This window comes from Streptomyces sp. NRRL F-5122 (assembly GCF_001507435.1).
Taxonomy (GTDB): domain Bacteria; phylum Actinomycetota; class Actinomycetes; order Streptomycetales; family Streptomycetaceae; genus Streptomyces; species Streptomyces lannensis.
This window is the reverse complement of the sequence record NZ_LMWH01000081.1, coordinates 91,018-104,153: the sequence shown is the minus strand read 5'-3', so window position 1 is coordinate 104,153 and position 13,136 is coordinate 91,018. Positions and strand designations below refer to the sequence as shown.

The window sequence follows — 13,136 nt, the reverse complement described above, 5'->3', positions numbered from 1 at the left end:
CGGCAGGTTACGGTGCCCGTATGGAGACGAACACCCCGTCAGGGAAGCGGACCCGACTGACCGGCCCCGCCCGGGTCGCCTTCGTCGTGGCCGGGGCGATCGTGGCGGGCGCCGTCGTGGCCGTGCCGCTGCTGATTCTGACGAGCGGTGATGAGCCCCGGCAGGTCAGACTCGTCATCCCGGAGGGCTGGCGTGCCGGCCAGATCTACCGGGCCGTCGACAAGGCACTCCGGCTGCCTCCGGGCTCTACGCGGAAATCCCTGGCCAAGGCCCAGCTGGGACTGCCGCAGGAAGCGCACGGCAACCCCGAGGGATACCTCTTCCCGGCCACGTATCCGCTCCGTGAGAACTCCACCCCCGAGTCCGTGCTGCAGTACATGGTCGACACCGCGAACAAGAGGTTCAAAGGCGGGACGACCACCGCCGGTTCCCCGCGCACCGCGATGGGCGTCTACCGGACCGTCACCATCGCGAGCATCGTGCAGTCCGAGGCGGCGACCAGCCAGGACATGCGCAAGGTGGCCCGGGTCATCTTCAACCGCCTCCAGCGCGGCATGCCGTTGCAGATGGACTCCACCCTGAACTACGCGAAGGACCGCTTCACGCTGGACACCAGCCTGGACGACACGAGGATGGACAGCCCCTACAACTCGTACCGGCACATGGGTCTGCCCCCGACGCCCATCGCGAACCCGGGCAGCGACGCAATGCGCGCGGTGCTGAACCCGACACCGGGCGACTGGCTGTTCTTCGTCACGGTCAAGTCGGGCGACACCCGGTTCACATCGAGCTACGAGGAGCATCTGCGCAACGTCCGGGAGTTCAACCGGCAGCGCGCCGGCGCTGCACCGTCGAAGTGAGGGCGTATCAGGCGCATACTGCCCCGAGCGGTGCGTCCGGCGGCGGCAGGGGTGCTATGCGGCGCTCTCCACCGCGAACCGCTCTCCCGCCAGCAGTCGTCTGATGTCCCGTACGGCGGCACGTCCCGCCCGGTTGGCGCCGATCGTGCTGGCCGACGGGCCGTACCCGACCAGATGGATCCGAGGGTCGGAGACCACCCGGGTGCCGTCGATCCGGATGCCGCCGCTCGCCGCGCGCAGGCGGAGCGGGGCGAGGTGGTCGATCGCGGCGCGGAAGCCGGTGGCCCACAGGATCACATCGGCGTCCACGTGCCTCCCGTCGTCCCATTCCACGCCGTCGGGCACGATGCGGGCGAACATCGGCTGCCGGTCCAGGACCCCGTCGGCGATGGCCCGACGGATCGCGTCGTTGAGCGGCAGGCCGGTCACCGAGACGACACTCCTCGGCGGCAGGCCCTGCCGCACCCGTTCCTCCACGAGCGCCACCGCCGCCCGTCCAACGTCCTCGGTGAACGGCCCCTCGCGGAACACCGGCGGGCGCCGGGTCACCCATGTGGTCGCCGCCGCGTAGGGGGCGATCTCCATCAGATGCTGGGTGCCGGATGCGCCGCCGCCCACGACCACCACCCGCAGGCCGGCGAACTCCCCGGGGCCGGCGTACTGGGCGGTGTGCAGTTGCCGCCCCCGGAACGACTCCTGTCCGGGGTAGCGCGGCCAGAAGGGCCGGTCCCAGGTGCCCGTGGCGTTGATCAGCGCCCGGGCCGACCACGTTCCCGCCGATGTTCTTACAAGCAGTCGGCCGCCCGCGCCCTCACGCACGGCCCGTACGTCCACCGGCCGCCGCACACGCAGATCGAAGGTGCGCTCATAGGCGGCGAAATATTCGCCGACGACCTCGGAGGACGGCCGCTCCGGATCCGCGTCGGTCAGTTCCATGCCCGGTAGCGCGTGCATCCCGTGCACCTTGCCGTACGTCAGCGAGGGCCAGCGGAACTGCCAGGCGCCGCCGGGGCCCGGGGCGTGGTCGAGGACGACGAAGTCGCGCTCCGGCTCGAACCCCGTGCGCCGCAGATGGTAGGCGCTGGACAGTCCTGCCTGACCAGCGCCTATGACCACCACGTCGACTTCGCGTACCCCTGTGTCGTTCACGCTTGCACCAACCGCGCCGGGGCCGGGGATCTTCCCGCGGGAGGGAGCGCACATCACAAGCGACGCGTCGTCCCCGTGGCCCGGGCCCGTCGATCGCCGGGGCCCGTTGTCGGCGCGCCGCTCGCCGCGACGGTGGCGGCGTCCCGCGGCCGGAGGATTCACCGGCCGGATCACGCCCCACCCCGGTGGGCGGCCGGTGAGGTGTGGGCGCCGCCCGATGGGTGAGGATGAAGACATGTCCGATGCCTTCAGCACCCGCGTCCTGAACGTCGCCTCCGGTTCCGGTGAGACGGTGGTCGATCTCACCCGGGAGTGTGAGGCCTTCCTCCGTGACACGGCGGGAGGACGGGACGGTCTTCTGAACGTTTTTGTGCCGCACGCGACAGCCGGCGTGGCCGTCATCGAGACGGGTGCCGGCAGCGACGACGACCTCCTGGCGGTTCTCCACACGCTGCTCCCGGCCGACGACCGCTGGCAGCATCGCCACGGAAGCCCCGGCCACGGGCGCGACCACGTCCTGCCGGCCCTTGTCCCGCCGCACGCGACCCTGCCCGTGATCGGCGGCCGACTGGAGCTCGGAACCTGGCAGTCGGTGTGCCTGGTGGACACGAACAGGGACAATCCCAAGCGGCAGGTCCGTCTGTCGTTCCTCGGGTAGCCCCGGGCGCGGCCGCAGGACGGAATGCACCCGCAGCTGAGGGGCTCCTCAGGAGGGCTTGCGCCACACCGAGATGTGCTTGCCGGACTCCTGGGTGAACGGTGCCCCGTCCCAGTCCCCGACGCGCCGTTCCAGTTCGAGCCCCGCGATACGTGCCATCAGGTCGAGTTCCGCCGGCCAGGCGTAACGGTGGCGCGAGGTGTCGCGGCGATAGCGGCCGTCGCCGTCGCGGGTGAGGTGGTGCGAGACCAGCGTCTGCTCGACCAGGTCGAAGGTGTCGAATCCGAGATGCCTCTCGGAGACGTCGAAGGGCACCGCGACCTGACCGGGCGGCAGGAAGCGCAGTGCCGGAACGCCCAGTTCGATGACGAATCGTCCGCCGGGCGCCAGATGACGTGCCGCATTGAGGAAGCACTCGACCTGCTCCTCCTGCGTCAGCAGGTTGGAGATCGTGTTGTAGACGAGATAGACCAGGGTGAACTCGCCGGAAACGACGGTCGTGGCCATGTCCCCGATGGTGACCGGGAGAGCGTCCTCGCCGATCTTGCTCCGCAGGACCGCCGCCATGTGCTCGGACAGTTCGATGCCCGTCACGGGCACACCGCGCTCGCGCAGCGGGACGCCCACTCGTCCGGTTCCGATGGCGAATTCCAGAGCCCGGCCGTCTCCGGCCAGTTCGGCGAGGAAGGCGAGCGTCGGGCCGAGGACGGTGTCCGAGGACATCTCGGTCTCTTCGGCGTCGTAGCGGTCGGCGGTCGCTCGGGTCCACAGCTCACTACTCGTCATGGGCGGCCACTCTGCCGGGCACGGCGAGGCGCTGTCGACGCATTTTCTCCATCGTTCCGTGGGGTCGGCCCCGGCCTCCGAACGGGTGCCCGGTCCGGTGCACGCGAGTGTTTCACGATGACGCGGTACTCATCCGGCGGCCCCGCGGCAACGCATGCAGGGGAGCGATCGGCGGGAGGGGCGGAGGAGGTGTTCGGTGGACCGGGACCGGTGTGAGGCGCCCGCCGACGACGGCCGAGCGCGATGAGGGCGAGGCGCCGACCGTCCGCCGTGCGGCGGACGACGGGAGAGCATCGACCTGGGGAGAGGCTCGTCGGGGCGCTGGGCGGACGGTTGCCCATGGCGGGCGGCGGTCGGCTGCTGCGCAAGGCCTTCCCCGAGCACTGGTCGTTCCTGCTGGGGGAGATCGCGCTCTACAGCCTGGTCCTGCTGATCCTGACCGGTGTGTGGCTGACGTTCTTCTTCGCACCGGAGATGAGCGAGGTCGTCTATCAGGGGCGGTACGCACCGCTGCGCGGCATCCGCATGTCGCGGGCCTTCGACTCGACCCTGCACATCAGCTTCGACGTGCGCGGTGGCCTCCTCGTCCGCCAGATGCACCACTGGGCCGCACTGGTGTTCGTCGCCGCGATCGGTGTGCACATGCTGCGGATCTTCTTCACCGGTGCCTTCCGCCGTCCCCGGGAGCTGAACTGGGTCATCGGCGTCACGCTCCTCGTGATCGCCATGAGCGAGGGTTTCGCCGGCTATTCGCTCCCCGACGACCTGCTCTCCGGAACGGGGCTGCGCATCGCACAGGGCATCATGCTGTCCCTGCCGGTGGTGGGCACCTACGTCAGCATGTTCGTGTTCGGGGCCCAGTTCCCGGGCGAGGACATCGTGCCCCGGCTGTACGCCATGCACATCCTATTGCTGCCCGGCCTGTTGATCGCCCTGGTCACGGTCCACCTGATGCTGGTGTTCCAGCTGAAACACACCCAGTGGCGCGGGCCCGGCAGATCCAACCGGAACGTCGTCGGCAAGCCGCTCTTCCCGCAGTTCATGGCGTCCTCGACGGGGCTGTCGTTCACGGTGTTCGGGGTGACCGCGCTACTCGGCGGTCTCGCCCAGATCAACCCCGTCTGGGTGTACGGGCCCTATCGGCCGGACCAGGTGTCGACCGGTTCCCAGCCGGACTGGTACGTCGGCTTCCTGGAGGGCGCGCTGCGTCTCGTACCGCCCTGGGAGACGAACGTCGCCGGCCACACCCTGATGTGGAACGTGCTGCTGCCCGCGGTCGTGCTGCCCGGGCTGCTCTTCTCGGTCCTGTACGCCTACCCGTTCGCCGAGCAGAGGCTCACCGGTGAGTGGAGCGGGGAGCGGCACCTGTGCGACCGGCCGCGGGACCGTCCTGTGCGGACCGGACTCGGCGTCGCCGGGACCGTCTTCTACGCCGTCCTGCTCCTGGCCGGCGGCAACGACATCATGGCGTACAGCTTCCGGATCTCACTGAACGCCCTGACCTGGATCTTCCGGATCGCTCTGGTGGTGGCGCCGGTCGTCGCCCTCCTGATCACACGGTGGCTGTGCCGCGCCCTGGCGGAGGCGGAGCAGAAGCGGTTGACGCGGGGACAGGAGAGCGGAGAGGTGCGGCAGACCGTGGAGGGCGGCTACGCGAGTGATCACCGTCCTGTGACGAGTTTCCGGCCGGGTGCGCCGAGGCGACCGATCGGCCCTGGCGAGTCGCACACCGGAACCGCGTCCCAGGAGCCCCCCGCGCCGACCCCACGACGCCGATGAGGAACGGCCGCAGCCGATGGACCACGCCTGGCCCGGCGTTGTGCACAGGGCCCATGACTGCGACCGGGTTCACCGGACCGCGACAGTCGGTGGCCGAACGTCGCTACGGTCGCGCGGGACCCGGAAGGCAGGGCCGGGAGGAACTACCGTCCCGGCTCGTCGGACGAGGCCGCGCGTTCGGCGTCCCGCTTCTTGATCCGTGCCGTCTCCTTGCGGACCTCGGCCTGGGTGGCGCGCTCCTTCTCCAGCCATTCGGGCCGGTCCTGCTTCAGCGCCTCGACCTGCTCGGTCGTGAGAGCGTCGGTGACCCCGGCGCGAGCGAGGCCGGAGATCGACACACCGAGCTTCGCCGCGACCACCGGGCGCGGGTGCGGACCATTGCGTCGCAGTTCCTCCAGCCACGCGGGCGGATCGGCCTGGAGCTCGTTCAGCTCCTGGCGCGTCACGACACCCTCCTGGAACTCGGCGGGGGTGGCGGGCAGGTACACACCCAGCTTCTTCGCCGCGGTGGCGGGCTTCATCGTCTGGGTGGTCTGGTGCGACTTCATGCTGTCCAGACTATCGGCCGCGCACGAGACGTCCGACCACGCCGGGTAACCTGGCGGGGTGACAGGCTCGGAAGCATCCCCCTCGTTCCGGCTCGCGTACGTCCCCGGGGTGACGCCCGCCAAGTGGGTGCGGATCTGGAACGAGCGCCTGCCCGATGTCCCGCTGACCCTGCTCCCGGTGTCGGCCCGTGAGGCATCCGATGTGTTGCGCGACGGCGAGGCGGACGTCGGGCTCCTACGGCTGCCGGTGGACCGCTCGGTCTTCAGCGCGATCCCGCTCTACACCGAGACGACCGTGGTCGTCGTCCCCAAGGACCATCTGATCTCGGCGGTCGACGAGGTGTCCGTCGGCGATCTCGCCGACGAAGTCGTCTTCCACCCCCTCGACGACGTCCTGGGCTGGGAGGAGGTGCCGGGGGAGCCCGCCTTCGAGCGCCCGGCCACCACCGAGGACGCCGTGGAACTGGTCGCGGCCGGTGTGGGCCTCCTCGTCGTGCCGCAGTCCCTGGCGCGGCTGTACCACCGCCGTGACCTCACCTACCGGACCGTCGTGGACGCCCCTCAGTCCGGAGTCGTCCTGTCCTGGCCGGAGGACGCGACCACGGATCTGGTGGAGGACTTCATCGGAATCGTCCGGGGGCGGACGGTCAACAGCACACGGGGGCGTGCCGTCCCCGAGGCGCAGCCCAAGAAGGACAAGAAGCCCGACGCGGTCGCGGCCCGGCAGAAGCCCACGTCGAGGCAGTCCACGGGCCGTGGCCGGCAGGGCGGTGCCTCGGGCCCGAAGGGCGCCAGGCGCGGCAAGCCCCGCCGCCGCTCCTAGGGAGTCGTCCTCGAAGCCGCATCCGCGGTACGAACACGACGCGGCAGCGTGGTCATGAGGAGGCCCGAGCGGAGCCCATGAGCCAGTCGTACGCCGTCCGCGCCGTGAACTCCGACTGGCCGCCGCGCAGCAGCAGCCCCGCCGTGGCGAACGCCGGTTCGTCGGCCTGCGCCGGGACGTAGGGGACGGCGATGCACCGCATTCCGGCGGCGTGCGCGGCGGCGACACCGGGCGCGGCGTCCTCCAGGACCACGCAGTCGGCGGGCGATGCGCCGAGGCGGCGTGCGGCCTCGAGGAAGACGTCCGGGGCGGGCTTGCCGTGCGCGACCTCGTCGGCGGAGACGTAGGTGGTGAACCGGGATGCCAGGCCCGTTCCCGACAGGATCGCCTCGATGGCCAGCAGCGACGAGCCCGAGGCGATGGCCAGCGGAACGCCTTCGCCGGCCAGCAGTTCCACGAGCGCCCGCATCTCCGGGTAGACGGGGGTGCAGGCGCGAGCCAGTTCCATGTAGTGGCGGTTCGTCTCCGCGAGCAGTTCGTCCAGCGGGGAGTCGAGGCCGTGGCGCTCCTGGAACAGCGCCAGCGTCTCCCGTGTGCTGATCCCGACGTACCGCTGGTGGTCCGCCCAGGTGAAGCCAGGGACGCCGCGGTCGGCGAGAAGCCTCCGTGCCGCCTCGAAGTAGTTGGGCTCGCTGTCGACGAGCGTTCCGTCGAGATCGAAGACGACCGCGGTCGTGCCGGGAAGGGCCATGGGGTCCAGCATGCCAAGGGGCCCCTGCGCGCTCCGCACCGGGCGGATCACCGCGCGGTCGTACGGCCGATCGACTCGACCAGCGGCAGCACACGGTGCGGTACACGCTCGCGCAGCGCCACCTCCGTACGGGTGCGCACCACACCGGGCAGGCTGATCAGGGTCTGGATGACGTCTTCCAGGTGCTCGTTGTTCCGCGCCACGACCCGGGTCATCAGATCCCCGCCGCCGGTGATCGAGAACGCCTCGACGATCTCGGGCACGGCCGCGAGGGCGTCACCCACGTCGTCCAGGTGACCCTGGGTGACCTCGACGTGCACGAAGGCGAGCACGGGATGCCCGAGGGCGGCGGGGGACAGGGAGGGCGCCGTACCGGTGATCACCCCGTCGCGCTCCAGACGGTCGAGCCGCGCCACGAGGGTGCCGCGGGCGATGCCGAGGGTGCGTGCGTACTCGCGGACACTGGTGCGCGGCTGTTCGAGCAGCAGCCGCAGGATGCGGGTGTCGAGTTCGTCCACGGCCATGGTCCGTTGGCCTCCTCCGCGTACCCATGCATTTCGCTCGACTGTACCAATGGCCCACTGAAGGACATGTCGCTTGAGTCATCGTCCTCCAGATGTTTTCCTTGTTGGTATCAATGGCGCCGCGCAGCGCAGGACCGGTGACGAAGCCGGAATCCGTGCCCGCGGCGCCTTTCCATGTTCCGGCGCCGGCGTCGACCAGTAGGGGGGCGGACTTCCGACCGTGAAGAAGATGTTCTCGGCTCCCGATCCGGGGCTGTTCCGGTTGCGGATCTCGCTGCGCGCGGTGCTCGGGATCGGCCTGGCCGTGGCCGTGTGCGAGAGCGCCGGGCTATCCCTGCCCGCCTCGATCACCGGCGGGCTTGCCGCACTCCTCGCGCTGTTCACGGTCGCCGATCCCCCCGTGCGGGATCAGGCCCTGACCACCGCGCTGATGCCCGTCGTCGGCCTCCCGGTCCTCGCGCTCGCGTCGTTCCTGCACCGTGTTCCCACGGTGCGGGACGCGGTCTGGCTGGCGGTCGTCTTCGCCGGCGTGTACGCCCGCCGCTGGGGGGCGCGCGGCCATGCGCTCGGCATCTTCGCATTCATGATGTTCTTCGTCGCCCAGTTCCTGCACGCCGTGCCGGACCGGATCCCGCAGTTGTACGCGGCAGTGGGACTGTCGCTCGCCACAGCCTTCGCGGTCCGGTTCGGTGTGTGGTGCATCGAGCGCCGCAGGCCGCTGCCCGCCGCGCCCGCACCGCCGGCAGGACAGGGCCTCGGCCGGCCCGCCACCCGGCAGGCCTTCCAGGCGACGGCCGCCTGCGCCTTCGCCGCCGCCGTCGGCCAGGTGGTCTCGCACGACCGGTGGTACTGGGCGGTCGGCGCCGCATGGTGGATCTTCGTGAACACCGCCTCGCGCGGTGAGACGCTCGTGCGCGGTGTCAGGCGTGTCGTCGGCACGGTGGCCGGTATCGCGGCGGGACTGGTGATCGCCATCCCACTGCACGGTGCGCCGGTTCCGACGGCTGCGCTCATCGCCGTCTGCGTGTTCGGGATCTTCTACACGGCTGCGCCGTCGTACAGCTGGATGATGTTCTTCGTCACCGTGATGGCGGGGCTGCTCTACGGCCTCCTGGGGGTCCTGCACCCGGGGCTCCTCGGGCTGCGTCTCGTGGAGACGGGCGTGGGGGCGCTCGGAGCCGCGCTCGCGGTCGCCCTCGTGCTGCCGGTCACCACCCACACGGTCACCGACCACTGGGTGCGCCGTGCCCTGCACGCGGTGCACGACTGCACCGCGGCGGCTACCCGGCGGCTCGCGGGTGATGCCGCCTCGGAACCGGCGGCCCGCGCGGCGGAGCTCGAAGTGCTTCTGGGGCGTGCGCGCCTCGCCCTGGCGCCGCTGGTGCACCCGCTGAACCCGCTCCGGGCGCGCAAGGCGCGGGCACTTCAGGTGCTCGCCCTGCTGGACGAGTGCGCCCGTCAGACGCGCGGACTCGTCGCCGTCGCCGCCGATCCCGACGCCTCGCACGACGCCAGGCTCACGGCCGCCTGCCGCCGTGTCGAGACGGCGGTGGAGGCACTGCTCGGCGCCGTCCCCGAGCGCGCCGCAAGGCCGTCCCAGAACGGCGCACCCGGCCATCATCCGGGCGCCGAACAGGCCCTCGGCCATCTCCACGACCTGGAGCGCGCGCTCGTGGCCCTGGCCACTCCGCTACGGGGCTCCTCCCTCGCGCAGGCCTGACACCGGCCAGGAGGAGCACGGCGCTCCCTGCACCCACCGCTCCCTTTTGGTCTAGACCTGCTGCTACCTTCTCCCGCAGAGTGTCGGCGAGAGGGGACGTCAGTGGCGGACGACGGCGGGCGGCGGAGGGCGTACATCGGCTCGTTCACGGCGGCGGGAGGGCGGGGTGTCCTCACGGCGGCCGTGGATCCGGACAGCGGGGCGCTGCGCCTTCTGGGCGCCGTGGACGTGGTGCCCGATCCCTCCTACCTCGCACTGTCGGGCACCGTGCTGTACGCCGTCAGCGAGACGGCCGACGGGGCGGTGGCGGCGTACCGCGTCGACGGGGAGGGACCCGTTCTCATGGGCACACCCGTCTCCGTGGCGGGGAGCGAACCCACGCATCTGAGCGTGCACGCCGGACACGTACTGACCGCCAACTACGGTTCCGGCAGCATCACCGCGCTGCCGTTGCGCGGCGACGGCGCCTTCGTGGACGGTGCCGCCGCCGTGCTCCGGCACGAGGGCTCGGGCCCGGTCGTGGACCGGCAGCAGTCGGCGCACGCCCATCAGGTGCAGCCCGATCCGAGCGGCCGGTGGATCGTCAGCGTCGACCTCGGCACGGACTCCGTGCGGGTGTGCGCGTTGCGGGGCGACGCCCTCACGCTGCATCACGAGACCGTGCTGCGTCCCGGATCCGGGCCGCGCCACCTGGCCTTCCATCCGGACGGTGAGCGCGCCTACGTCCTCAACGAACTGGCCCCCACCGTCACCGTCTGCCGCTGGGACGCCGCGGCGGGAACGCTCGAGCCGGCCGGTGAGATGCCCGTGCTGCCGGACGAGCCCGTGGGCGACGCCTACCCGTCCGGGATCGTCGTCTCGCCCGACGGACGCTTTGTGTGGACCGCGACGCGTGGGCAGGACGTACTGTCCGTGCTTACCGTCGAGGGCGAGTCGCTAGGCCGGCCTGACACGGTGCCGTGCGGGGGTGTCTGGCCGCGCGCGATCACCCTGGCGGCGGGTTACCTGTACGTCGCCAACGAACGGTCGGGGGACGTGAGCTGGTTCGCCGTGGACCCCGCGTCGGGCGTGCCGCGACGGCGGGGCTCCGTGGAGGCACCGGCGGCCTCCTGCGTCGTCTTCGGCTAACTCCGCCCGGAACGGTGCGGTCGGGCCGTCCCGGAGCCGCACACGGCGTCGGAGGCGGGGGTGCGCCCCGCCGGCGTGCGCTGTGTGCACGGGCGCGACTCCGGTAGGACGAAGGGCCCGACTTCCTGAGGGGAGCGGGCCCTTGCGTGGGCAACGGACGCGGTCCGACCGGGTTCAGTGGACCGGAGTGCCCTGCGGCTGCTGCGGGGCGATGCCCAGCGCCGACGTGTACTTGGAGAGCGCCAGCTTGCCGATCGCCGGGTACGGGCCGAGCGCCTCCGCCGTGGCGCAGTCCGCCTCCTTCGCCGCAGCGTCCAGCAGCCCGGACTCCAGCTCCGGTCCGATGAGGTACGGCGCGAGCGCCAGCTGCTGAGAGCCGGAGGCGCGCAGCTGCTCCGCCACGGCCGCGATCGAGCCCTCCTCGTCCAGCGCCGCCGCCATCACCGGCACGGCGAGCCGTGCGGCCAGCAGCATGCCCGTGATACCGGCTGCCTGTACGGCCTCGTCGCCCCCGACGGAGGCGAGGATGATGCCGTCCGCAGCGGTCGCCACCGTGAACAGCCGGGCACGGTCGGCACGGGCGAGGCCCGCCTCGGACAGGCGCACGTGCAGCGCCTCGGCTAGCAGCGGGTGCGGGCCGAGGGCGTCGGTCAGGTCGGCCGCGATGCGGCTGTCCATGACGGCCTGGCGGATCCGGCGCAGCAGCGCGCTGTCCGGGCCGGCCAGCAGGGGCACCACCACGGCGACGGGGCCGTCCGGCTCCTTGGCCTCCGCGCCGGCGGCGAGGGCCTGCTCGTAACGAGCGGTGCGCTCCTCGGCGGTCTTCACGAGAACGGACTGCACCGTGGGGAACTCGGAGTCGTCCCCGTCCAGATACCCGATGCGGGCGTCAAGGCCGGGCAGCTCGGAACGCGCGATGCTCACGACCTCCTCGGCGAGGCTGCGCGTGGCGGCGCTGGGCTTGCCGGGCACCGCGAGGACGAGCGCGGGCGCGCCCTCGGGAGCCGCCAGCGGTTCCGGGCGGCGGTGCCGACCCGGCTGGCGGGGTCGCGGCATTCGTACAGGCAGGCCGGATGCGGGGCCAGTGGGGGAGCTCATGGCGCCGCATGCTACTCAATTTGTGGGCTCCCCTGTTCGGGGAGGGTGCAGGTGAGCGGTTTCCGTCCGGTTTTGTCTGATGCGTTACGTACGGAGCAGAAGTGGTCGATACGGCGTGACTTCTCCTCCGTTCATCGGGAACAACTTCCCCGTTACGGCAGGGAGTATCGGTCTCCGCTGTCGTCCGCACCGGAAAGGGGGCTCCTGACGTAGGTGAGTTCGAGTTCACCGGACATGAGTGCGAGTGCGATCGGCGCGGATCAGGGCCGGCGGGTCGCCGTCCGCCGGGACGCGGCCCGAATGCGTCCCGGGAGCGGACCGACCGCCGTCGAGCATGGCGGCCTTCACCTTGGCGGCGCCCGCCGTATCCAAGCCGCCTTCTCCTTCAGGGAGTTGCGTCGCAGGGCAAGCGATGTCCCGGCATCTCGGGTGCAGATCGTACGGATGTCGGTGCTGGGCCCCGTGTGCCGACCGCCCGGTCGTCCAGAGGGGCCGGCCCTGTCATGGCAGACGCCAGTCCACAGGCTGCCCACCCTGTCCGATCAGCAGGTCGTTGGCCCGGCTGAACGGGCGTGAACCGAAGAAGCCCCGGTCCGCCGACATCGGCGACGGGTGCGCCGACTCGATCGACGGCAGATCTCCGAGCAGTGGCCGCAGATTGCGTGCGTCGCGTCCCCACAGAACAGACACCAGCGGCTTTCCGCGCCCGGCCAGCGCTCGTATCGCCTGCTCGGTGACCTCCTCCCAGCCCTTGCCCCGGTGCGCGGCGGGACGGCGCGGGGCAGTGGTGAGCGCCCTGTTGAGCAACAGCACGCCCTGCTGGGTCCAGGGGGTGAGATCGCCGTTGGACGGCTGCGGCAGCCCAAGGTCGGTGTTGAGCTCCCGGAAGATGTTGATCAGGCTGCCGGGGAGCGGCCGTACCTCCGGGGCGACGGAGAACGACAGGCCCACGGCGTGCCCCGGTGTGGGGTACGGATCCTGCCCGACGATCAGGACGCGAACCTCGTCGAAGGGCTGCTGGAAGGCGCGCAGGACATGGGGACCCGCCGGGAGGTAGGTGCGCCCCGCGGCGATCTCGGTACGGAGGAAGTCCCCCATCTCGGCGATTCGTCCGGCGACGGGTTCGAGGGCCTTCGCCCAGCCGGGTTCGACGATCTCATGCAACGGTCGTGGTGCCACGGGCGTCACCCTACTGCCGTGCGGACCGTCGTGATCACCGGGTGGTCCGAGAGTGACCGGGAACGACCGTCCGGTTGACGAACAGGGGTGACCGCGCTCGTACTTGACCGGAAGTCGTCCCTCCCCGGGCCGG

General features: G+C 71.2%; 13 protein-coding genes. 6 read left to right on the top strand and 7 right to left on the bottom strand.

From position 1 onward, the window contains the following. The first annotated feature begins 20 nt into the window (after nucleotides 1–20). On the top strand, nucleotides 21–860 hold the full coding sequence (gene mltG, locus ADL25_RS11215) for an endolytic transglycosylase MltG (protein ID WP_059127522.1): 840 nt from the start codon (nucleotides 21–23) through the stop codon (nucleotides 858–860). 54 nt (nucleotides 861–914) lie between these two features. Here the strand turns inward: mltG and ADL25_RS11210 are convergent, their stop codons facing one another. Beyond that, nucleotides 915–2,009, bottom strand: a complete 1,095-nt coding sequence (locus ADL25_RS11210; RefSeq protein WP_059127521.1) for an NAD(P)-binding domain-containing protein — start codon at nucleotides 2,007–2,009, stop codon at nucleotides 915–917. 235 nt (nucleotides 2,010–2,244) lie between these two features. Between ADL25_RS11210 and ADL25_RS11205 the strand changes: the two genes are divergently transcribed. Beyond that, nucleotides 2,245–2,667 (top strand): secondary thiamine-phosphate synthase enzyme YjbQ, encoded by a 423-nt coding sequence (locus ADL25_RS11205; RefSeq protein WP_059127520.1) that lies wholly within the window; start codon nucleotides 2,245–2,247, stop codon nucleotides 2,665–2,667. 48 nt (nucleotides 2,668–2,715) lie between these two features. Here ADL25_RS11205 and ADL25_RS11200 read toward each other — a convergent pair whose 3' ends face one another. Continuing rightward, nucleotides 2,716–3,453 (bottom strand): class I SAM-dependent DNA methyltransferase, encoded by a 738-nt coding sequence (locus ADL25_RS11200; RefSeq protein ID WP_059127519.1) that lies wholly within the window; start codon nucleotides 3,451–3,453, stop codon nucleotides 2,716–2,718. Between the two features lie 243 nt (nucleotides 3,454–3,696). On the opposite strand from ADL25_RS11200, the gene ADL25_RS11195 reads away from it, so the two are divergent. Then, complete coding sequence (locus ADL25_RS11195) at nucleotides 3,697–5,232, top strand: cytochrome b (protein ID WP_079050299.1); 1,536 nt, start codon at nucleotides 3,697–3,699, stop codon at nucleotides 5,230–5,232. A 143-nt stretch (nucleotides 5,233–5,375) separates the two neighbouring features. Here the strand turns inward: ADL25_RS11195 and ADL25_RS11190 are convergent, their stop codons facing one another. Further along, nucleotides 5,376–5,780 (bottom strand): DUF5997 family protein, encoded by a 405-nt coding sequence (locus ADL25_RS11190; protein WP_059127518.1) that lies wholly within the window; start codon nucleotides 5,778–5,780, stop codon nucleotides 5,376–5,378. Between the two features lie 58 nt (nucleotides 5,781–5,838). On the opposite strand from ADL25_RS11190, the gene ADL25_RS11185 reads away from it, so the two are divergent. Then, a complete protein-coding gene (locus tag ADL25_RS11185) occupies nucleotides 5,839–6,603 on the top strand; it encodes a LysR family substrate-binding domain-containing protein (protein ID WP_059127517.1) in 765 nt (254 codons plus the stop codon). 52 nt (nucleotides 6,604–6,655) lie between these two features. Here ADL25_RS11185 and ADL25_RS11180 read toward each other — a convergent pair whose 3' ends face one another. Next, nucleotides 6,656–7,354 carry an HAD family hydrolase gene (locus tag ADL25_RS11180; RefSeq protein WP_059127605.1) on the bottom strand — a complete coding sequence of 233 codons (699 nt, stop codon included), beginning with the start codon at nucleotides 7,352–7,354 and terminating at the stop codon, nucleotides 6,656–6,658. A gap of 47 nt (nucleotides 7,355–7,401) precedes the next feature. Further along, entirely contained in the window at nucleotides 7,402–7,878 is a 477-nt protein-coding gene (locus ADL25_RS11175) for an Lrp/AsnC family transcriptional regulator (protein ID WP_059127516.1), read from the bottom strand. Nucleotides 7,879–8,107: 229 nt separating this feature from the next. On the opposite strand from ADL25_RS11175, the gene ADL25_RS11170 reads away from it, so the two are divergent. Together ADL25_RS11170 and ADL25_RS11165 are read left to right on the top strand one after the other, a co-directional pair. Then, a complete protein-coding gene (locus ADL25_RS11170; RefSeq protein ID WP_059127604.1) occupies nucleotides 8,108–9,598 on the top strand; it encodes an FUSC family protein in 1,491 nt (496 codons plus the stop codon). Between the two features lie 102 nt (nucleotides 9,599–9,700). After that, nucleotides 9,701–10,726 (top strand): lactonase family protein, encoded by a 1,026-nt coding sequence (locus ADL25_RS11165; protein WP_059127515.1) that lies wholly within the window; start codon nucleotides 9,701–9,703, stop codon nucleotides 10,724–10,726. Nucleotides 10,727–10,900: 174 nt separating this feature from the next. Here ADL25_RS11165 and ADL25_RS11160 read toward each other — a convergent pair whose 3' ends face one another. Further along, complete coding sequence (locus ADL25_RS11160) at nucleotides 10,901–11,824, bottom strand: sirohydrochlorin chelatase (RefSeq protein ID WP_107116570.1); 924 nt, start codon at nucleotides 11,822–11,824, stop codon at nucleotides 10,901–10,903. A 501-nt stretch (nucleotides 11,825–12,325) separates the two neighbouring features. Continuing rightward, nucleotides 12,326–13,003: a uracil-DNA glycosylase gene (locus ADL25_RS11155; protein ID WP_059127513.1), complete on the bottom strand. Its 678-nt coding sequence runs from the start codon at nucleotides 13,001–13,003 to the stop codon at nucleotides 12,326–12,328. Nucleotides 13,004–13,136 lie beyond the last annotated feature (133 nt).

Coding starts and splice junctions, on each gene's coding strand:
- ADL25_RS11190 (WP_059127518.1), bottom strand. CDS start 5,780: ATGAAGTCGCACCAGACCACCCAGACGATGAAGCCCGCCACCGCGGCG.
- ADL25_RS11200 (WP_059127519.1), bottom strand. CDS start 3,453: ATGACGAGTAGTGAGCTGTGGACCCGAGCGACCGCCGACCGCTACGAC.
- ADL25_RS11170 (WP_059127604.1), top strand. CDS start 8,108: ATGTTCTCGGCTCCCGATCCGGGGCTGTTCCGGTTGCGGATCTCGCTG.
- mltG (WP_059127522.1), top strand. CDS start 21: ATGGAGACGAACACCCCGTCAGGGAAGCGGACCCGACTGACCGGCCCC.
- ADL25_RS11175 (WP_059127516.1), bottom strand. CDS start 7,878: ATGGCCGTGGACGAACTCGACACCCGCATCCTGCGGCTGCTGCTCGAA.
- ADL25_RS11160 (WP_107116570.1), bottom strand. CDS start 11,824: ATGAGCTCCCCCACTGGCCCCGCATCCGGCCTGCCTGTACGAATGCCG.
- ADL25_RS11180 (WP_059127605.1), bottom strand. CDS start 7,354: ATGGCCCTTCCCGGCACGACCGCGGTCGTCTTCGATCTCGACGGAACG.
- ADL25_RS11205 (WP_059127520.1), top strand. CDS start 2,245: ATGTCCGATGCCTTCAGCACCCGCGTCCTGAACGTCGCCTCCGGTTCC.
- ADL25_RS11195 (WP_079050299.1), top strand. CDS start 3,697: ATGAGGGCGAGGCGCCGACCGTCCGCCGTGCGGCGGACGACGGGAGAG.